Below are 19252 nucleotides of genomic sequence, written 5' to 3' on the forward strand. Positions count from 1 at the left end.
ACCATGAAGCGCATTCTGTTCGGTGCCGTTGCGGCACTTGCTCTGACCACTGGCATGGCCGTGGCCGAATACCCGGAAAAAGAAATCCAGGGCATCATCCAGTGGGGGGCCGGTGGCTCGACCGATACGGTGATGCGGTCGATCACACCCCATGCCGAAGAGGTTCTGGGCGGCTCTGTCGTCATGCAGAACATGACCGGCGCAGTGGGCGCCATCGCGCTGAACTATGTCGCCGACGCGGATGCTGACGGCTACACCCTGCTGATGGGCGCCGAAAACCCGATGCTCTACAAGATCATGGGCCTGGGCGACAAAGACTACGGCGAATTCATCCCTGTCGCGCTACTGGCGCGTGGCACGCCGCTGCTGGTCGCCAACAATGATGCGCCTTTCGACACCTACGCAGAGATGATCGAATACGTAAAAACGCACCCCGGAGAGGTCCGTTTCGGATCGACCGGCCCGGGCGGCCTGCCGTCGGTCGTGACCGCCATGGTCAACGCCGTCGAGGGCGAACTGGACGTGATCAAGGTGCCCTATGACGGTGACGGCCCGGCGCTGACCGGTCTGCAGGGTGGTGCCATCGACGTCATGCCCGCCGTTCTGGGCGCTGCCATCGAAGGCATCCGGGCCGGCAACATGAAGGCGCTGGCCGTTGTGGACGTGGCCGAGAACGACAAGCTGCCCGGCGTGCAGGCCGTGGCCGCGGTGAACGACGGCTACAACACCTATCTGCCCTGGGGGCCGTTCTTTGGTGTCTTCGTCAAGAAGGGTACGCCGGATGACGTGGTTGCCAAACTGTCGACAGCCTATGCCGAGGCCGCCAAGAACCCCGAGTTCATCGAGCTGATGGAAGGCCGCGGCTTTACCCTGATGGGCATTTCCGGCGCCGAGGCTGAGGACTTCCTGTCGAAGTGGCAGCAGGGCACCGCATGGCTGCTGCAGGACGCGGGCCTGACCAAGACTTCGCCCGAAGAGTTCGGCATCGCGCGTCCGGGAGAATAACTTTCCCTGTCGGGTCATCTGACCCGCGGCACGGTGGACGCCGCATTTCCAAGGCGAAGTGCGGCGTCCTTTGCATTCAATGTTCTTCGGGAAGGGGAGCGCCATGCAGAGAATCGATCCGGAACATCACGACGGCACGTCCGACGCCACGCCAGGGGGCGAAGCGCACAAACGCCGACCGGGTGAGCTTGGCTTTGCGCTGGTGATGCTGGTGGCCAGTGGCGTTCTCATGTGGAACGCCTGGGGTATCGAGAACAGCTTTGGCCCCAACGGCCTGTCTTCCCCCCGGTCGATCCCTCTGGCGACGACCTTTGCCATGCTGATCAGCGCGGCCATCGTTGTGCTGAAGACCGTCCGCCTGCCTCTTGATCGCGCCGAAAGCCTGATGCGCGACATCGTTCCAGTAACGGTCATTGTCTTCGCCGGTCTTCTGGTCCTTTACGGCATTGCCTTGAAACCCGTGGGGTTTCTGCCGGTTTCGGCTGCTTTCCTGATCGTGGCGATCAAGCTTTTGTCGCGGCGCGGCTGGGGCTGGACCGCGATGGTGTCGCTGACTTCCCTGGTGGTGATCTGGCTGATCTTCCGCATCGTCTTCTCGGTGCTGATGCCGGCAGGCATCGTGCCAGAGGCTGAGGTGGTTCAGTTCTTCCGCTCGATTTTTTCCGGAGGGTCGCAATGAGCGCGCTGATGGATTTCCTGCTGGTCTTCACCCAGCCGCAACTGCTCTTGCTTGTCGGTCTGGGCACCTTTGCCGGCGTCTATGTCGGCGCGATCCCGGGCCTGTCGGTCACCATGGCCGTCTCGATCCTGATTTCGTTCACCTTTTCCTGGGATGTCTACCCCGCCATCTCCCTGATGATCGGCATCTACATGGGCGGTGTCTATGGCGGGTCGCGCACGGCGATCCTGCTGAATATCCCTGGTGCGCCATCGGCCATCGCCACAGCGCTTGACGGTTATCCCATGGCGCAGCGCGGGGAGGCGGGGACCGCCATCGGTGTGACAACGGTCATGTCCTTCATCGGCGGTTTCGTGGGCATCGGCGTTCTGGCACTGGCCGCGCCTTTCGTGTCGGATTTCGCACTGAAGTTTCAGCCGCGCGACTACATGTTGCTTGCCATTCTTGGCATCCTTCTGGTGGGCTCCCTCTCGCAGGGCTCTCTGGTCAAGGGGATCTTTGCGGGTGCGCTGGGCATCGCCATTGGCGCGGTGGGCCGCGATCCGCTGACTTTTACCGAACGCTTTACCTTTGATCTCAAGCTGATGGAGGGCGGGATTTCCTTCATCGCGGTGATGATCGGGATGTTCGGCGTCTCCGAAGCTTTGCTGCAACTGCATCATGTGAACAAGGACGCAGTCCGGCAAAAGATCAGCCGCATCGTGCCGTCGCTGGCGACCGTGAAGAAACACCTGCCGCTGTCGCTGCAGACCTCAACCATCGGTGTGGTCATCGGCGCCTTGCCGGGCACCGGGGGCGATATCGCGGCGCTGATGGCTTATGATCACGCCAAACGCGTCACCAAACACCCTGAACGTCCCTTTGGCGACGGTGCGATGGAGGGGCTGGTCGCGCCCGAAACCGCCAACAACGCCGCCGTGGGCGGGGCCTTCATCCCGATGATGACACTGGGCATTCCCGGTGACGCGGTGACGGCCATCATGATCGGCGCGCTGTTCATCCACGGGCTGAACCCGGGGCCGATGCTGATGATCGACCAGCCCGACATGTTCTGGTTTATCGTCGGCTGCCTTGTGACGGCGAACTGTTTCATGCTGCTCTTCGGCCTGACCGGTATCAAGCTGTTCACGAAGATCGTCGAGATGCCGCGCAGCGTCCTGATCCCGCTGATCATGCTGCTGTCGATCGTGGGGGCCTTTGCGGTGAACAATTCGATCACCGATGTCTACTGGATGCTCGGGTTCGGCGTGTTCGGCTATTTCATGCGGCACTACGGCTATCCGTTGGGGCCGGTGATCCTGGGTGTGATCCTGTCGCGCCTGCTGGATGACAACTGGCGGCGGGCGATCATCTCGGAGCGTGAGGATCTTGGACGGTTCTTCGAAGGCATTCTGACCAGCCCGCTGTCGCTGGTGCTGTTTGTCGCCGTCCTCCTCGTATTCGTGTCCCAGACGCCGGTCTGGCGCTGGGGCAAATCCAAGCTGTTCAAGGAAGCATGACGATGACGAAACCGGACCTGAGACTGGGCCTGATCGGCGACAACATCGCCCGCTCGCGTGCCCCGGTTCTGCACCATCTGGCAGGGGTGCAGAACGGGATGACCGTTCAATACGACCGGCTGATCCCGCGTGAGATCGGCGCGGATTTCGACATGGTTTTCGACCATTGCGCAGACCGCGGCTATCGCGGGATCAACGTCACCTATCCCTACAAGGAACGCGCCGCGAAGAAGGTGATGATCGACGATCCGCTTGTCGCGGCCATTGGCGCGGTGAACACAGTGCTGTTCGAGGACGGCGGCCCGCGCGGACAGAACACGGATTACTCCGGTTTCATCGCAGCCTACCAAGGACTGCGGGCCGCGGCTCCCGGCATCTGCTGCCTGATCGGCACTGGCGGTGTAGGCCGGGCGTTGGCCTTTGGCCTGCTGGCGCTGGAGGCAAGCGAAATCCGACTGGTGGACCGCGACAAGGCCAAGGCCGAGGCGCTGGCAGACGATCTGCGCGCCACGGGCAAACCTGCGCGGATCGTGACCTATGCCGATTCAGCAGAGGCGGCAAGGGGGGCGCAGGGGCTGCTCAATGGCACCCCGGTGGGCATGGTGGGATACGGCGGGACGCCGCTGCCGGTCGAGGCGATGGTCGGCGCGGAATGGGCCTTTGACGCGGTCTATACCCCTGTCGACACGCAGTTCCTGATTGATGCGACGGCGGCAGGTTTGTCCATCATTTCGGGCTACGAATTGTTCTTCTGGCAAGGGGTCCATGCCTGGGGCCATTTCTCGGGCAAGCCGCTGGATCAGGGCGCCCTGCGGGCCGGTCTGCTGGACGCGGAAGAAGCCGAAATAGCGGCGGTGGCCTCATGAAAACCTCCATCGCGACAGTCTCCATCTCTGGCACCCTGCGCGAAAAACTGACCGCCATCGCCAAGGCTGGTTTCGACGGGATCGAGATATTCGAGCAGGATTTCATCGCGGATGAGGGCAGCGCGCGCGAAATCGGGCAGATGATCCGCGATCATGGGCTGGACATCTCGCTGTTCCAGCCGTTCCGGGATTTCGAGGGGCTGACCGGTGCCCTGCGCCGCCGCGCCTTTGATCGCGCGCGCTACAAGTTCGACACCATGGCGGAGCTGGGGACAGATCGCATCCTGGTCTGTTCGTCCTGCCACCCGCAGGCGCTGGGCGGGATCGACCGGGCGGCGGAGGATTTCGCAGAACTGGGCGCGATTGCAAAGGACTACGGCATTCAGGTGGGCTATGAGGCGCTTGCTTGGGGACGCCACGTCAACGACCACCGTGACGCATGGGAGATCGTGCGCCGGGCGGATCATCCCAACGTTGGCATCATCCTCGACAGTTTCCACACGCTGGGCCGCAAGATCGACCCGAACACCATCCGGCGCATTCCCGGGGACAAGATCACCTTTGTCCAGCTGGCGGATGCCCCGCAAATCGACATGGATCTGCTGTACTGGTCGCGCCACTTCCGCAACATGCCGGGCGAAGGCGATCTGGCGGTGACGGATTTCATGCGCGCGGTCGCGGCGACCGGATACGACGACTGGATCAGCCTGGAGATATTCAACGATCAGTTCCGGGGCGGACGCCCCGAGGGGCTGGCCCGCGACGGGCATCGTTCACTGGTGGCGGTCATGGATGACGTAAGGCGGCAGGAACCGGACCTGTCCATCGACGTGCCGGAGATCCCGCCGCGCGTTACTGCCCGGGCCGTGGCCTTTGTCGAATTCGCCACCCGTGGCAAGGAGGCCGAAGCGCTGCGCGCGTTGTTGCGTTCGATGGGCTTCCACGAGGCGGGGCGGCATGTCTCCAAGAAGGTCACGCTGTGGCAGCAGGGCGAAATTCGCATCGTGCTGAACGAGGAAACCACCGGTTTCGCAGACCACGTCTGGACCGCACGCGGCACCGGCGTTTGTGACGTGGGGCTGGAGGTGACCAGCGCCGCAGATACGGTTGCACGGGCGCAGGCCCTGGGGACGGACCTGTTTCAACAACCGGTCGGCCCGGGTGAGTTCGATATTCCGGCGATCCGCAGTGTCGGCGGCAGCGTGCTGCATTTCATCGACGAGGCCAGCGGGCTGGCGGACGTGTGGTCGGTTGAATTCAAACCCACGGAACAGCCATCGGCTGGTGCCGGGTTGACGCGGGTGGATCACCTTGCCGAGACGATGAGCTACGACGAAATGCTGTCCTGGTCGTTGTTCTACACCTCGCTTTTCGACATGGCGCCGATGGCGATGACCGACGTGATCGACCCTGACGGCCTTGTGCGCAGTCAGGCCCTGCGCACCTCCGATGGTGCGGTTCGGATTACGCTGAACGGGGCAGAGACGCACCGCACGCTTGCGGGCGCTTTCCTTGCCGAAAGCTTTGGCGGGGCGGTTCAGCACGTGGCCTTCGCCAGCGACGACATCCTTGAAACGGCGCGGGCGATGCAGGCACAAGGGTTCGCGCCGCTGCCGATGACAGAGAACTACTACCGCGACCTGGACGCGCGCTTTGATTTGGAGCCCGCCACGCTGGAGGCGCTCAAGGCGCATCACATCCTGTACGACGAGGATGCGCAGGGCCGGTTCTATCAGTTCTACGCGCGGCCATTTGGGGGCGGGTTGTTCTTCGAGGTGGTCCAGCGGGAGGGGGACTATGACGGATATGGCGCGCCCAACGCCCCGTTCCGTATCGCGGCGCAAAAGCGTCTGACGCAGTCGCGGGGCGTGCCAAAACGCTGATCGCGTGATGTGTCGCCGGGCATGTCAGGACGGTTTCATTCGTGTGCCGTTTGGATCGAACAGGGGGCCAAGGACGATAGTGGCATCGAACAGCCTGCGCGCGATGTCCACCTGCACGCGGGCCCCATCCTCCAGCGTCCGGTCGACATGGCCAAGCGCCACGGGACCGCCAACCCGATAACCGAAGGCGCAGGATGATGTCTGGCCGATGATCTGGCCATCCAGATAGATCGGTTCGTGCCCCAGCGGGACAGCCGTTTCATCGTCGAGCTTCAGGGAGACGACTTTAGGAACCGCGCCGGACCTGCGCGCCTCGGCCAGTGCCTCTGCCCCGGTGAAACCGCCGGATTTGCGGGTGGCAAAATCCAGTCCGGCGGCGATGGGCGTGATGTCTCCGTCCAATTCGTGCCCCATGGCGCGGAAGCCCTTTTCGATCCGCATCGAGGTCTGTGCGAACAACCCGGCGGGGCGCGCGCCTGCATCGGTCAGCGCGGCATAGATTACGGGGGCATTTTCCGACAGGCAGGTGATCTCCCACCCAGCTTCGCCGACGTAGGACTGGCGTGCAGCGCGGACGTGTTTGCCCGCGATATGGGCCGGTCCGACCTTGAAATATTCTAGGTCGTTCAATTCCGGCGCGCCGCAGTCCGCCACGATGCGCGCCGCCTCCGGTCCCATCAGGGCCAGCACGGCGTATTTCTCTGTGCTGTCCTCCAGCGTCACGTCGAAGCCCTGCGCGGCCCTCTGCAGCCATGCAAGATCACGCTTGATCGCGTTGGTTCCCACGAACAGGCGATATTGATCCTCGGCAATGCGCTGCGCGGTCAGATCACTTTCATAGGTGCCGCGTTCGTTCAGCATGGCAGTGTAGATCACCGAACCGGGCTTGCGCGCCATGTCGCCTGCACAGGTCTTCAGCAGGAAGGCTTCGGCATCCGGTCCTGTCACCTCGATCTTGCCAAAGGTTGAGGCATCAAAGATCGCCGCACCTTCATGCGCCGCCATGACCTCGGCGCGGACGTTCTCGAACCAGTCAGGCTTGTCGAAGCGCAAAGCCGGTTCGGCGGTCTTGCCAAAATAGAGTGGTCGCTCCCAGCCGTAGAACTGGCCGAAATGCGCGCCTGCGGCGACGTATGCGTCATGCAGGGGCAGTTTGCGCAGGCCGCGCGCCGTCTTCAACTGCTTGCCCGGGTAGGCGATGTCGTAATGCGTGCCAAGGATTTCGGGTGCGCGGGCCATCAGGTGATCGACAGAGTTGAACACCGGTGCAAAGCGTTTCGCGTCTGCCTCACCCAGATCATAGGCGGTGTGGCCGTGTACGATCGCATGGGCAAGGTTCATCCCCGCGCCGCCCCCGGAGGCCATCCCGACCGAGTTCATGCCACAGCCAAGGAAAAGCCCGCGCGTCTCTGCCGTCTCGCCCAGCATGAAGGTGCCATCGGGGGTAAAGCTTTCCGGCCCGTTCAGCAGCATCTTGACCTCGGCCGTTTCCAGCGACGGCAGGCGGTGCAGTGCCAGATCCATCATCGGTTCGAAATGGTCCCAATCCTCTGGCAGCAGACCGAATTCAAAGGTCTCGTTCAGCACACCCGGTGCGATGGGTTTGCCCATCGGTTCGAAACAGCCCACCAGCAGGCCGCCGGAATCGTCGCGGATGTAGAGGTGGCTGTCATGGTCGCTGAGGGTCGGCATGTTGCCGGTTATGCCTTCGATGGGTTTGGTCAGCAGGTAGAAGTGTTCACAGGCCAGGAGTGGCACTTCGGCCCCGGCCATAGCACCCACCTCACGCGACCACAGACCGGCGCAGAGCGCAATCGCGTCGCACATCACCGTGCCTTGGGTGGTCTCCACGCCCGTGACGCGGCCATTCTCCGTCAGGATGCCGGTCACGCCGGTGTGCTCGAAAATCTGTGCCCCCAAGGGTTTTGACGCCTTGACCAGCGCCGCGCAGACGTCCGAGGGCGAGACACGCCCGTCAGCGGGGGACCAGACGGCGCCAAGAACGTCCTCGTTGTTCATCAGCGGCCAGCGTTCCTTGGCTTCTGCCGCGCTGATCGAATGCGCTTCGATCCCGTAGGCATGGGCCAGCGCCTCTTGCCGCTTTACATGGGTCAGCCGGTCCGGCGAGGTGGCGATGGACAGGGATCCCTTCTGGATCCAGCCCACGGATTGACCGGTTTCCTCTTCCAGCCGGGAATAGAGATCCACGGAATACTGGATCATGCGCGTCAGGTTCCGCGAATGGCGCAGCGCGCGCACCTGTGCCGCCGAATGCCAGGTTGTGCCGGATGTCAGCTTGTTGCGCTCCAGCAGGATTGCGTCAGTGACTCCCATGTTGGCCAGATGATACAGCGTCGAACAGCCCATGATGCCGCCGCCGATGACGACGACCGAGGCGTGCGAAGGAAGTGCGGACATGTGAATTACCCCAGCAGTCTTTCGTTGGTTGAAGCATGGACCGGATCGGCTGTGACTTCGGCCTGTGCCGTTTGGCCGTCGCGATCCAGTTATCCTACATTTAAAGGCAGGCTATGACAGTCAGGCAGACCCGGATAAGCCTTTCTCGACAGTCCCAACGGGATTTCCCGACACTCTGACGGTGTCAGCGCCGGTCCTTGGACGGCAAGACGCCGAAGATGCGGCGGTACGTCTTGGAAAATTTGGCTGGTTCAAATCCATAGTCCAGCGCGATGTCCAGAATGGATCGGTGGCCCGCGAGGATCTCTTGCCGGGCCTCTGCCAGACGCAGCTCGGAATAGACGGCCTTGGGCGTCTTGCCGAAATCCGTCTTGAACACCCGTTCCAACTGACGCTGAGAGACACCCGCCCGGCGCGCCAGTTCGGTCAGCGGCAGAGGATCGAAAAGGTTGGCCTCCATCAGTCGGATCGCTGCAAAACACGCCCGGTTGGAGGTGGCATAGCGCATCTCTGCGGGCAGGGCCTGCTTCATGCGGCCGTCCCGTACCCCGTCGATCATCAGGCGCGATGTGATCTCGTCCACCAAATCGCCAAGACCCGCGTTCGCGATGTAGTTCAGCATCAAATCCGCCGAGGCTCCGCCGCCCGCACAGGTGGGGTGTTTGGCGTTCAGCACAAAAAGCGAGGTTGCCACCTCGACCCGGGGATGGTGTTCACGCAGGTAGGGGATGTCTTCCCAATGGGGGGCAACGGTGCCGCCGTCGGCCAGTCCCGCCTGCGCCAGGCGCACGACACCAGAGGCAATCGCCCAGACGGGATGCCCTTCGCGCGACCAGCGCCGCAAACGCGCCAACAACTCGGGATTGGGACGGGTTTCCACCCCCGCACCGGCCACCACAACCACCGTCGCCCCGCGCGGCAGGTCGTCCGGGGCGCGATTGGGCAGAACCTCGATCCCGTTGGAGGCCGGGACGGGGCCATCGTGCAGCGAGGCTACGGAATAGCTGAATCGTGCGCCTTCGCCGAACTTGCGCGCCAGCCGCAGGACTTCGATCGCGGACGAAAAGGCCTGCATGGTAAAGCTGGGTTCGATCACAAAGACGAAGTGCACGTCGCGCCTTTCCTCGCAGGGGGCCCCGGTTTGCTAGGCCAAGCAGGGGGCCCGGTGCAAGGTGGGATCGGCGAGCCCCTGTCAGGTGTTCAGGAACGGGGCAATCTGCGCCTCGATCGCCGCGACGACCGCGGCCACGCGATCCGGCTTGCCAGCATCTGCGTGGGGCGCGGCAAAACGGCCGGAATCGTTGTCGAAATAGCGGCCAGAGGCCTGCGCAAATTCCTCTGACAACGCGGCGCGCGTCAGGACATCAGCCCCGATGTCGATGTCATTGCCCGCCACGCCAAAGCCGTCGCGCACCATGTTGGTGGCCAGCAGCGATCCGGGATTGACCGCGACAGAGACGGGGCCTTGGGGATGTTCTGCGGCAAAGGCCTGGCTCCACATGGTGAGCGCGAGCTTGCTTTGGGCGTAGGCCTCCATGTCCTGCAGCGGACGGGCGCCGGCCAGCGCCTTCAGGTCAACGGGGGCCTGCGCCGCCGACGAAAGGTGCACGATCCGGGCATCTCTGGCCAGCAGCGGCAACAGCGCGCGGGTCAGCAAAGCGGGGGCAAAACTGTTCACCACAAAGCGGAGGTCCAGACCGTCCGCCGTGCGCGGGGCGGCCGCCTTGAGCACGCCGGCGTTGTTGATCAGCGCGTCAATCCTTGTCTGGCTGGCGCGGATCTCGCGGGCCATTGCGGCCACCTCGGCCAGATCGGACAGGTCGGCGCGATAGCTTTCGACCGTGCCGCCAACCTTGCGCAGCGCTTCGGCAGTGGTGGCCAGCTTGTCGGCGTTGCGCCCGTGGATCAGCAGCGTGTGGCCTTCGGAGGCAAGGCGCTGGGCGGTGGCGCGGCCGATCCCGTCGGTAGCGCCGGTGATGAGGATGGTCTTGGTCATTGCGGTATCCTTAGGTGAAATCCGGCAGAATGTCCTGCGCCAAGCGTTCCAGCGTCTCGTCGATGGGCGCACGGTTGAAGCGCAGGTTCAGCGCCACGTGGTTGACGCCGGCAGTCTGCAACTGATGCAGATAGCCGGTCAGTGCCCTGGCCCCGGCGCGGAAGCCCAGATGGATCGGGCGCGGGGACTCGTCCGGGTCTTCGGCAAGGTCAATGTACAGAGGTTGCAGCACCGGCTTCGGCTTTTGGCCTGTGGTCGCCACGCGGTCCTGCCAATCCACGATGACCTGATGTTGCCCGGCACCGGGACGCGGATAGGTCATCCAACCGTCGGCATTTTTGGCAATCCAGTCGGGGGACTGGCGGCTGGATCCGGTGACCAGCAGGGGCAGACGAGTGCCCGTCGGTTTTGGCTGCATGTCCATGGACCCTGTCAGCGCGCCAAAGGAATTGGCAAAGCGCGGACGTCTCTCCGCCATCTGCCGGATATAGTCAAAGCTGTCCCGAAAGGCCTCTGCCCGGCGGTCATGCGACAGGTTCATTGCCGGGTATTCCTCTGGCCGGTCGCCCGAAGCGATGCCAAGGATCACCCGTCCGCCGGACAGCACATCCGCGCTGGCGGCGGATTTGGCCACATGCGCCGGGTGGCGCAGGGGCAGCACAATGCTGGCGACGCCAAGCGCGATCTCGCTGGTCTGTCCCGCAAGGTAGCCAAGATAGGTGAATGGATCGAATAATTGCCCGGCGTCACCAAAGGAAGGCACGTCAAACGGCACATCGCGCAGCCAGATCGCCCTGAACCCCAGCCGCTCGGCCAGTTGCACCGTCTGCAGGTGCCCGTCCATGTCCGGCACCGGGCTGTTCGGGTAGGCCGTGATCGGCACCACCAGACCAAGCGTCAGACGCCCGTTCTGAAAGGTCCGGTCGAAGCCCCGGTTGATCGGGGCAAAACCCTGTTCCGTCATGTCGCGCATCGTGGCCTCCATTGGGGAAGGGCGCCCGTTGCCGGGCGGCCCGTCATGTCAGTCCTTGCCGTCGATCAGGAAGTGAGGGCAGAAAGAACCTGCTTGCCGATCACACGGCCGCTTTCCTGCCGCAGGTGCGCGGCGGTCAGGTTCTCAACGTTCATCTTGCCCACATTTTCGGTGACGGTGGACTGCAGCGTGCCGTCGTCCAGCATCGCCGATACGCGGTTCAGCAGGTCTTTCTGGGCCGCCATATCCGCGGTTTCGAACATCGAGCGGGTGAACATGAATTCCCAGTGGATCGACAGCGCCTTGGGCTTGGCCGACGCGATGTCGAGCGCCTGAGGGTCGTCGATCATGGCGATCTGCCCGCGCGGTGCGATCAGTTCGACAATGGTGGGCCAGTGCTGATCGGTGGCGGTCAGCGCCGCGACGTAGGTGGGGGACAGGTAGAGATCGCGCAATTGCGCCGCCATGTCGCCGCGATGGTCGATCACGTGGTCGGCACCCATCCTGCGCACCCACTCATGCGTCTCCGGACGTGATGCAGTTGCGATCACCGTCAGTCCGGTCAGTTTCTTGGCCAACTGGATCAGGATGGAACCGACACCACCGGCGCCGCCGATCACCAGCAGGCTTTGGCCCGCGCCGCCGTTTTCGGCTAGGCGAAAGCTGTCAAAGAGCATTTCCCAGGCCGTGATGGCCGTCAGCGGCATGCCCGCGGCCTCTGCAAAGTCGAGGCTCTGCGGCTTGCGTCCCACGATCCGCTCATCCACGGCTTGCAGTTCCGCGTTGGATCCGGCGCGGGTCACGTCGCCTGCATAGAACACTTCGTCGCCAACCTTGTAGCCGGTCACCTCGGCGCCGGTGTCCACAACCACACCCGCGGCGTCAAAGCCGAGGATATCCGTGCCGTTCAGCGGCGGCCGGTTGGCGCGCAATTTGACGTCCACCGGGTTCAGCGACACGCCACGCACCTCGACCAACAGGTCGCGCGGGCCGACCTTGGGGCGGTCTGCCTCGAACATGGTCAGTGCTCCTGCGGCATCTACCGGCCCTGTCTGGGTGTATCCGATGGCTTTCATGTCTGGTTCGCTCCTTTGCGTTGTTGCCCCCAACATACGCCTTGAGGTTTCGCGATAAACGCTGGATACCAGAGTTCAGTATTCCGATTTCGGAGATAATCATGGACACTGAGAGCCTCCGGCTGTTTGTTCTGGCGGCAGAACGGCTGAACATCAGTGCGGCAGGGCGCAGTCTGGGCTTTGCCCCCGCGGTCGCCAGCGCGCGGCTGGCGAAGCTAGAACATGGGCTGGGTGTCGAACTGCTGCACCGCACCACGCGCAAGGTGGCGCTGTCACAGGAGGGCGAGGCGTTTTTGCCCTATGCACGTGAGATCCTTGCGCAGGCCGAAGCCGGTAGGGCAGTGCTTGGACACGGGAGGGCGGAACCGGTCGGCACGCTGCGCTTTGCCGCGCCCAGCAGTTTTGCGCAACTGCATATCATGCCGCTGCTGCCAGAGTTCCAGAGCCTACACCCCGGGATCACGCTGGACCTGCGCCTGTCGGATACGCGGTTCGATCTGATCGAGGGCAGTTTCGACCTTGCCCTGCGCAGTGCGCCGCTGACCGACAGCAGCCTGAAAGGGCGAAAACTGTCCGAAGATGTCCGGGTGCTTTGCGCCTCTCCGGACTATTTGCAGGCGTATGGGCATCCTGAGACGCCGGAGGATTTGCTGAGGCACCGGTTCCTGTCATGGTCCGATCTGTCGCCGAGGGAACTGTTGAACCGCCAGGGAGAGACCTGGATACTGGATCCAGCCGCTCTTGGGGCACGTACGATCTTTGACGACGGTGCCTCACAACGTGAGGCGACACTGGCTGGCGCGGGCCTGTCGATCAACTCCTTCTGGAACGTGGCGCATGAATTCGCGGCGGGTCGTTTGGTGCGCGTTCTGCCGGACTGGCGGCTGAATGACCGGTCCGTGCTGTGGCTGATCTATCCGCGCTCCAACGTCCTGACACCCAAGACGCGGGTCTTCATGGATTTTCTGCTGGACCGTCTGAAGGGATCCTTTGCAGAGCAAGGATGACGGCGGGGCCGGAAACCCGGAAACGGCAATCTGGACTTGGCAAGACCGCTGCACCATGTTCTTGCAACGGGGAAGCGGCGCGCAACGCGTCCGCCCACCGCCACCAAGGCAAGAGGACCAGCCAGCATGCCGGATCTGCCAGAGGGTTTCGCAGGACAGGCGCTGATCGCCTGTCCGACCTGCGACACCCTGCACGTCGAGCCGGAGGTGCCCGACAACCACACGGCGCGCTGTCGCCGGTGCGGTCGGGTGCTGGCCGCGCCGCGTGACAACGCCTATGCCAACGTGCTGGCCCTGGCCGTTACCTCGACCATTCTCATGGTCGGCGCGGTGTTCTTTCCGTTCATCGAATTGCAGGCGGCGGGACTGCACAACCGCGCCTCGGTACTGGACGCGGCACTGGCCTTTTCGCAGGGCCTTATGGCGCCCTTGGCCATCGCGGTCGCGCTGTTGATCGTGCTGATCCCCACGGCGCGTCTGGCCGCGATCATCTACACTCTGCTGCCGCTGGTTCAGGATCGCCCGCCGTATCGCTTTGCGCCGCGCGCCTTCCGTCTTTCCGAGCAGCTGCGTCCGTGGTCCATGGCGGAAATCTTTGTGCTGGGCGTCGCCGTGGCGCTGGTCAAGGTCGCGGGTCTTGCCACTGTCAGTCTTGGCCCTGCCTTCTGGGCCTTTGCGGCTCTTGTCGTTATCACCGTCCTTCAGGACAACACCATGTGCCGGTACACAATTTGGAAATCTCTGGAAAAGACCCAAGCCTGATAACCGCCCGGCGGGCGGGCCTTCTGGCCTGCGATCACTGTGGTCGGGTGCATGACGCCGGGACCGACAGGTGCCTGCGCTGCGGCGCGGCGCTGGATCAGGACGGCCGCCGTTCGCTGCAGGTCGTCTGGGCCTGGCTGATTGCGGGGATCATTGTCTATATCCCGGCCAACCTCTATCCGATGCTGCGCACGGCGACGCTGCTGGACAGGTCCGAAAGCACCATCGTTGGCGGCGCGATCGACCTGTTCCATCACGGGTCCTACGGCGTGGCGATCATCGTCTTTGTTGCCAGCATCCTGATCCCGGTGGGCAAATTCCTTGCCATCGGCTTTCTGGCGCTGGGACTTGGGAAACGGTCCGGCATGACGGCGCACCAGCGTCACATGCTGTACGAGGTCGTCGAATTCATCGGGCGGTGGTCCATGATCGACGTCTTTGTCGTCGCGATCCTGTCGGCCCTTGTCCAGCTTGGCAGCGTCGCTATCATCAATCCCGGGATCGCAGCTGTCAGTTTCGCGCTCTCGGTTGCCTTTACCATGTTGTCAGCGCAGAGTCTCGACCCGAGGTTGATCTGGGACGCTGACGAGGAGTCGCAATGACAAACCCCACCCCGGCAGAGCCGATCGTCCGCCCGGCGCGGCGCGGCATCATGGCCCGGTTTTCCTTTGTCTGGCTAGTGCCGGTGCTGGCATTGGCCGTGTCTCTGGGCATCGCGTGGCAAAGCTATGCCGAACGCGGCATTCTGATCGAGATCGCTTTTGAAAGCGCTTCGGGCGTCGCGGCGGACAAGACCGAACTGAAATACCGCGATGTCACGGTCGGTGTGGTTGAAGCGGTCAGCTTTTCTGACGATCTGTCCCATGTGCTTGTCGGTGTGCGGGTCGACCGCAAGCTTGCATCGTTCCTGGACGGGGATGCGCAGTTCTGGGTCGTGCGGCCCGAGGTTTCGGCGCAGGGCATCAGCGGGCTGAACACCGTGCTGTCGGGCGTCTATATCGAGGCAAGCTGGGATTCGACCGAGGGCGTTCCGCAGACCGAATTCATCGGTCTGGACCATGCGCCATTGTCCGATCCGACACGCCCGGGCACGGTCATTCAACTCAGCGCCCGGGACGGCAATTCCATCGTCGCCGGCGCGCCCATTCTGTACAAGGGGATTGCGGTGGGCGCGGTCGAGGCCCCGGCACTGACCGAAAAGGGCGACGGCGTCGTGATCCGCGGCTTTGTCGAGGCGCCCTATGACCGGATCCTCACCACCAACACGCGGTTCTGGGATATTTCCGGGGTCTCCGTTTCGCTTGGACCGGGCGGCGTGTCGCTGGATTTCTCCTCTGTCGCCTCTCTGGTGCAGGGTGGGATCAGTTTCGATACCTTGGTGGCCGGTGGCGAGGCCATCGAACAGGGCCACAGCTATCCGCTTTATGCAGACCAATCCGCCGCGCGGGCCAGCCTGCTGGACGATCCGTCGCTGGACAGCCTGAAAGTTCTGGCGGTGTTTGACGGCAGCGTCGGGGGCCTTTCGGACGGGGCAAGCGTCCGGTTCCGTGGCGTGCCGGTCGGGGTTGTCGAAGGGGTGGCGATGATTGCATCCGACATCGGTGCGCGGAAAGTCGTGCAAATGCATGCGACGCTGGCGATCAACCCGGCGCGGCTCGGATTGGGCGAAGACGCCAGTTCCGACGAGGCGCTTGATTTCCTGCGCGGCTACGTCAACCAGGGGCTGCGCGTACGTCTGGCCACTGCCAGCCTGCTCTCGGGGGAGTTGGTGGTCGAACTGGTGGAACTGCCCGATGCCGCAAAGGCCGAAGTGATTTCCGCCGAGGGCAAGCTGCCGCAATTGCCCACGGTCGAGGCCGAAATGGTCAACCTCAACGCCACCGCCGAGGGCGTGTTTGAGCGCATCAACAACCTGCCGGTGGAGGAGCTTCTGGCCTCTCTGCAGGGGTTGATCGACTCCGCCAATACCATCGTCGCCGCGGACGATACCCGCGCCCTTGTGCCGGGTATCAACACGACACTGGCGGACCTGCGCACGCTTGCGCCGGACCTGAAGACAACTCTGGCCAAGACCGAGGCAACGCTGGAAGAGGTGCGCCTGATCGCGGTCAGCCTGCGCGAAAGCGGCGCCACCACCAATGTGAACAAGGTGTTCGATTCGGCCGCCGCCGCGGCGGATGCGGTTGAAAAGGCGGCGGGGGAGCTGCCGAAACTGACCGGACGGCTGAACACGCTGGCGGGGCGGACGGAGGCGGTCCTGAGCGCCTATGATGACAGTTCGCGCCTGATCACTGGTGCTTTGTCGACCTTGCGTGATATCAGTGAGGCGGCGGACGCCATGCGCACATTGGCCCGCACGCTGCAACGCAACCCGAATTCGCTCTTGATGGGACGGTGATATGAGTTTCAAGACACTGGCGGCCACATTGGCCTTGCTGGCGCTGACAGCCTGCGGTGACGGCAGTCCGCAATACATCGTCGAGAGCACGCAATCGGATCTGAAGGTTCGGGCACGGGTGCCGACCCTGCTGGTGCGCACGGTGTCACTGCCGACCTATGCAGCGGACGAAAAAATCGCGATCCGCGACGAAGCGGGGGTGGTGCGCGCGGCGAATTTCGGCCTTTGGGCGGATGAGCCGGAGCGGGCCACGACCCTTCTGATCAGCCGCCATCTGAACAAAATGACCTCCGCCAAGGTGGCTCCGGAACCCTGGCCCCTGCCGGAACCGGCAAAGGGCGTTCTGGACGTGCGGTTCGAAACCTTCATTGCCACCGATGGCACGGCCTTCCGCATGTCGGGGCAGTATTTCATGGGCTCCGAAACGCCGGAACCGATCGAAGATCCCGATTTCGACAAGCCGCCGAAAAAGCTGCCCGCACCGTTGCCGGACAAGGCGCGGCTGTTCGACATCGTGATCCCGCTGGCGGATCGCAGCCCCGGGGCCATCGCAGCGGCACAGGCCAAGGCCCTGACCGAACTGTCTGAAAGCATCGCCCGCGATCTGGCGCGCTGAGATGCCGGCCCTGACGGCATAAAGATGGATGGTCTGGCCGAAGAGTTGCGCCGCCTTGTCGCGCTGGCGCATGAGGCGGAAGACTGGGGCAAGCCCGCCGATTACATCCCGGAACTGGCCAAGGTCGACCCCGCGCAGGCGGGGGTTTGCATCGTGCTGGCCGACGGGCGGGAAATCGTGGCCGGGGCGGCGGATCAGCCGTTTTCGATCCAGAGCATTTCCAAGGTCTTTGCCCTTGCCGCCGTTCTGGGCCGGGTCGGCGACGACCTGTGGCGGCGGGTGGGGCGCGAGCCGTCCGGCGATGCCTTTGACAGCGTCTTTTTGCTGGAGCTTGAGAAAGGCAGGCCGCGCAATCCATTTATCAACGCGGGCGCCTTGGTGACCACCGATGTGCTTCTGGGCGGGCGGGAACCGCGTCTGGCCCTGTCCGAGATCGTGGGCCTGCTCAGGGCGGCGGCAGAGGATGAGGACATCCACATCGACAAGGATGTGGCCGACTCGGAAAAGGCGACGGCGGACCGGAACACGGCGTTGCTCTATTACATGAAATCGCATGGCAACCTGGTCAATCCGCCGGAAATGGTGTTGGGGACCTATGTCCATCAATGCGCCATTGAAATGACCTGTCGGCAGTTGGCGCGGGCAGGGCGGATGCTGGCGATGATGCCGGGGGCGCCGGTGATGATCTCGCCGCTCAGGGCGCGGCGGATCAATGCGCTGATGATGACCTGCGGGCAATACGACGGGTCGGGCAATTTTGCCTTCCGGGTGGGCTTGCCGGGCAAGAGCGGCGTGGGTGGCGGCATCCTGATGGTGGTGCCGGGCAAGGCCTCGATCGCGGTCTGGTCGCCGGGGCTGGACGAGTATGGGAATTCCAAGGTCGGCACCTGGCTGGCCGAGAGAATCGCGGATTTCACCGGCTGGTCGGCCTTTGCGCCGCAGGGGTGAAAAGGGGTGTCCACGCGTGGACACGGTGGCGCCCTAATAAAATCAAGGGCTTCCAGAGGCGAATCAATCTTCTCTTAACCCTTGCCGCTTGCGGTCAGGGGGTGTGAGGGGCGTGTTGGTGCCGTACAGCCGCCCCGTATCCCAGCCCAAAATCCGTTCGTTTATGCCGCCCCCGGAAACTCTGCATCTATTTCCTGACTAAAATTATCAGATTGACATACCTGAGTCGTTTGGTCATCTTCTGGCGCAGAAGCCAACCCATCCCCCGGGCCAGCCGACAACCCAAGCAATACGGAGAAGGCACATGCAGATCATCCCTGCACGATCCGAAGCGGTGCGGCCGTCGCGCGGATCGCGGACCGAAAGCCTGCTGACGGCACTGGACCTCGACATGCCGGGGTTCCCCGACCTCGAACGGTTGATCGACTGGATAAACCGGACCGATCCGCGCGAAGGAGAGCGAGGATGAGTCTGACCGTGGAAACCGACGCAGGCTGCGCGGGCAGCTATCAGGTGCCGCAATATCAGGCGCAGGATCTGACGCAGGGCGGACAGCTCGCCCGGATTCGGCTGGATGACCAGATGTACATTCTGCGCATCACCCGCGCCGGCAAGCTGATCCTGACCAAATGACCGCCCCGTTCAGACATCGCGGCGGTGCGCCCGTTGGCCAGATCACCGATCTGCCCCCGGTCGAGGCCGAGGCCGTTCTGTACCTGCGGCTGTGGTGCGACAGCGTCGAGACCAAGCAGCAGGTCTGGAACGACTTCGCGCGAACGTTGGGCACAGGGGATGGGCGCCGGGCGCTCGAATCCTTTGAATCGCTCTGCGAACTCTGCGCCCGGCACGGCCGCCGTCCGCTGATGCGGCATCAGGTGACCTGCAAGTGCCTTGGCGCGGACGAATCCTGTTTCGCCACGCTGATCGGCTACGCCAGCGAAGGCGCGCGCGAGGATGCCATGCTGATGGCCATGACCCTGGTGCGCCCGGACATGGCGGGCGTTCTGGCGGGGCTGGCCGAAGAGGTGGCACTGGCCCTGCGCCGGATGACCCTGAAAACCGGGCGCGACAGCCATGCCGCGCCTGCAATGACACTCCACTAAGAACACGACCAAGAGGACAGTGA

Annotated in this window: 19 protein-coding genes; 14 read left to right on the plus strand and 5 right to left on the minus strand. The window is 63.5% G+C overall.

From position 1 onward, the window contains the following. The first annotated feature begins 3 nt into the window (after positions 1-3). From ACTXGA_RS21635 to ACTXGA_RS21655, 5 genes are all read left to right on the plus strand, one after another. Positions 4-1005 carry a Bug family tripartite tricarboxylate transporter substrate binding protein gene (locus ACTXGA_RS21635; RefSeq protein WP_443396797.1) on the plus strand — a complete coding sequence of 334 codons (1002 nt, stop codon included), beginning with the start codon at positions 4-6 and terminating at the stop codon, positions 1003-1005. Positions 1006-1108: 103 nt separating this feature from the next. After that, positions 1109-1684: a tripartite tricarboxylate transporter TctB family protein gene (locus tag ACTXGA_RS21640; RefSeq protein WP_443396798.1), complete on the plus strand. Its 576-nt coding sequence runs from the start codon at positions 1109-1111 to the stop codon at positions 1682-1684. After that, the gene (locus ACTXGA_RS21645) at positions 1681-3183 is read left to right on the plus strand and encodes a tripartite tricarboxylate transporter permease (RefSeq protein ID WP_443396799.1); all 1503 of its coding nucleotides are present in this window, start codon (positions 1681-1683) and stop codon (positions 3181-3183) included. The genes ACTXGA_RS21640 and ACTXGA_RS21645 overlap by 4 nt, the downstream gene beginning before the upstream one ends. 2 nt (positions 3184-3185) lie before the next feature. Next, on the plus strand, positions 3186-4049 hold the full coding sequence (locus ACTXGA_RS21650; RefSeq protein WP_443396800.1) for a shikimate dehydrogenase family protein: 864 nt from the start codon (positions 3186-3188) through the stop codon (positions 4047-4049). Further along, positions 4046-5932 (plus strand): bifunctional sugar phosphate isomerase/epimerase/4-hydroxyphenylpyruvate dioxygenase family protein, encoded by a 1887-nt coding sequence (locus tag ACTXGA_RS21655; protein ID WP_443396801.1) that lies wholly within the window; start codon positions 4046-4048, stop codon positions 5930-5932. The genes ACTXGA_RS21650 and ACTXGA_RS21655 overlap by 4 nt, the downstream gene beginning before the upstream one ends. Positions 5933-5956: 24 nt before the next feature. Here ACTXGA_RS21655 and ACTXGA_RS21660 read toward each other — a convergent pair whose 3' ends face one another. The 5 genes from ACTXGA_RS21660 to ACTXGA_RS21680 form a co-directional block, all read right to left on the minus strand. Continuing rightward, a complete protein-coding gene (locus ACTXGA_RS21660) occupies positions 5957-8350 on the minus strand; it encodes a GcvT family protein (protein WP_443396802.1) in 2394 nt (797 codons plus the stop codon). 184 nt (positions 8351-8534) lie between these two features. Next, on the minus strand, positions 8535-9461 hold the full coding sequence (locus ACTXGA_RS21665; RefSeq protein ID WP_443396803.1) for a GlxA family transcriptional regulator: 927 nt from the start codon (positions 9459-9461) through the stop codon (positions 8535-8537). An 81-nt stretch (positions 9462-9542) separates the two neighbouring features. Further along, on the minus strand, positions 9543-10346 hold the full coding sequence (locus tag ACTXGA_RS21670; protein WP_443396804.1) for an SDR family NAD(P)-dependent oxidoreductase: 804 nt from the start codon (positions 10344-10346) through the stop codon (positions 9543-9545). Between the two features lie 10 nt (positions 10347-10356). Then, entirely contained in the window at positions 10357-11319 is a 963-nt protein-coding gene (locus ACTXGA_RS21675) for an LLM class oxidoreductase (RefSeq protein WP_443396805.1), read from the minus strand. Between the two features lie 65 nt (positions 11320-11384). Continuing rightward, on the minus strand, positions 11385-12395 hold the full coding sequence (locus ACTXGA_RS21680) for a zinc-binding alcohol dehydrogenase family protein (protein ID WP_443396806.1): 1011 nt from the start codon (positions 12393-12395) through the stop codon (positions 11385-11387). 101 nt (positions 12396-12496) lie between these two features. Here ACTXGA_RS21680 and ACTXGA_RS21685 point away from each other — a divergent pair, with 101 nt between their 5' ends. From ACTXGA_RS21685 to ACTXGA_RS21725, 9 genes are all read left to right on the plus strand, one after another. Further along, on the plus strand, positions 12497-13402 hold the full coding sequence (locus ACTXGA_RS21685) for a LysR family transcriptional regulator (RefSeq protein ID WP_443396807.1): 906 nt from the start codon (positions 12497-12499) through the stop codon (positions 13400-13402). A 126-nt stretch (positions 13403-13528) separates the two neighbouring features. Beyond that, complete coding sequence (locus ACTXGA_RS21690) at positions 13529-14164, plus strand: paraquat-inducible protein A (protein ID WP_443396808.1); 636 nt, start codon at positions 13529-13531, stop codon at positions 14162-14164. Next, on the plus strand, positions 14119-14766 hold the full coding sequence (locus tag ACTXGA_RS21695; RefSeq protein ID WP_443396809.1) for a paraquat-inducible protein A: 648 nt from the start codon (positions 14119-14121) through the stop codon (positions 14764-14766). Before ACTXGA_RS21690 ends, ACTXGA_RS21695 begins: the two co-directional genes overlap by 46 nt. After that, entirely contained in the window at positions 14763-16562 is a 1800-nt protein-coding gene (locus tag ACTXGA_RS21700) for a PqiB family protein (protein WP_443396810.1), read from the plus strand. The genes ACTXGA_RS21695 and ACTXGA_RS21700 overlap by 4 nt, the downstream gene beginning before the upstream one ends. Before the next feature lies 1 nt (position 16563). After that, a complete protein-coding gene (locus ACTXGA_RS21705; RefSeq protein ID WP_443396811.1) occupies positions 16564-17178 on the plus strand; it encodes a PqiC family protein in 615 nt (204 codons plus the stop codon). Between the two features lie 24 nt (positions 17179-17202). Continuing rightward, on the plus strand, positions 17203-18126 hold the full coding sequence (locus tag ACTXGA_RS21710; RefSeq protein ID WP_443396812.1) for a glutaminase: 924 nt from the start codon (positions 17203-17205) through the stop codon (positions 18124-18126). 304 nt (positions 18127-18430) lie between these two features. Next, positions 18431-18595, plus strand: a complete 165-nt coding sequence (locus ACTXGA_RS21715) for a hypothetical protein (RefSeq protein WP_443396813.1) — start codon at positions 18431-18433, stop codon at positions 18593-18595. After that, positions 18592-18759, plus strand: a complete 168-nt coding sequence (gene hemP, locus ACTXGA_RS21720; RefSeq protein ID WP_443396814.1) for a hemin uptake protein HemP — start codon at positions 18592-18594, stop codon at positions 18757-18759. The genes ACTXGA_RS21715 and hemP overlap by 4 nt, the downstream gene beginning before the upstream one ends. Beyond that, on the plus strand, positions 18756-19229 hold the full coding sequence (locus ACTXGA_RS21725) for a hypothetical protein (RefSeq protein ID WP_443396815.1): 474 nt from the start codon (positions 18756-18758) through the stop codon (positions 19227-19229). The genes hemP and ACTXGA_RS21725 overlap by 4 nt, the downstream gene beginning before the upstream one ends. Positions 19230-19252 lie beyond the last annotated feature (23 nt).

Origin of the sequence: Antarctobacter jejuensis, from assembly GCF_052266595.1 — a bacterium.
In the GTDB taxonomy this organism is placed as follows: domain Bacteria; phylum Pseudomonadota; class Alphaproteobacteria; order Rhodobacterales; family Rhodobacteraceae; genus Antarctobacter; species Antarctobacter jejuensis.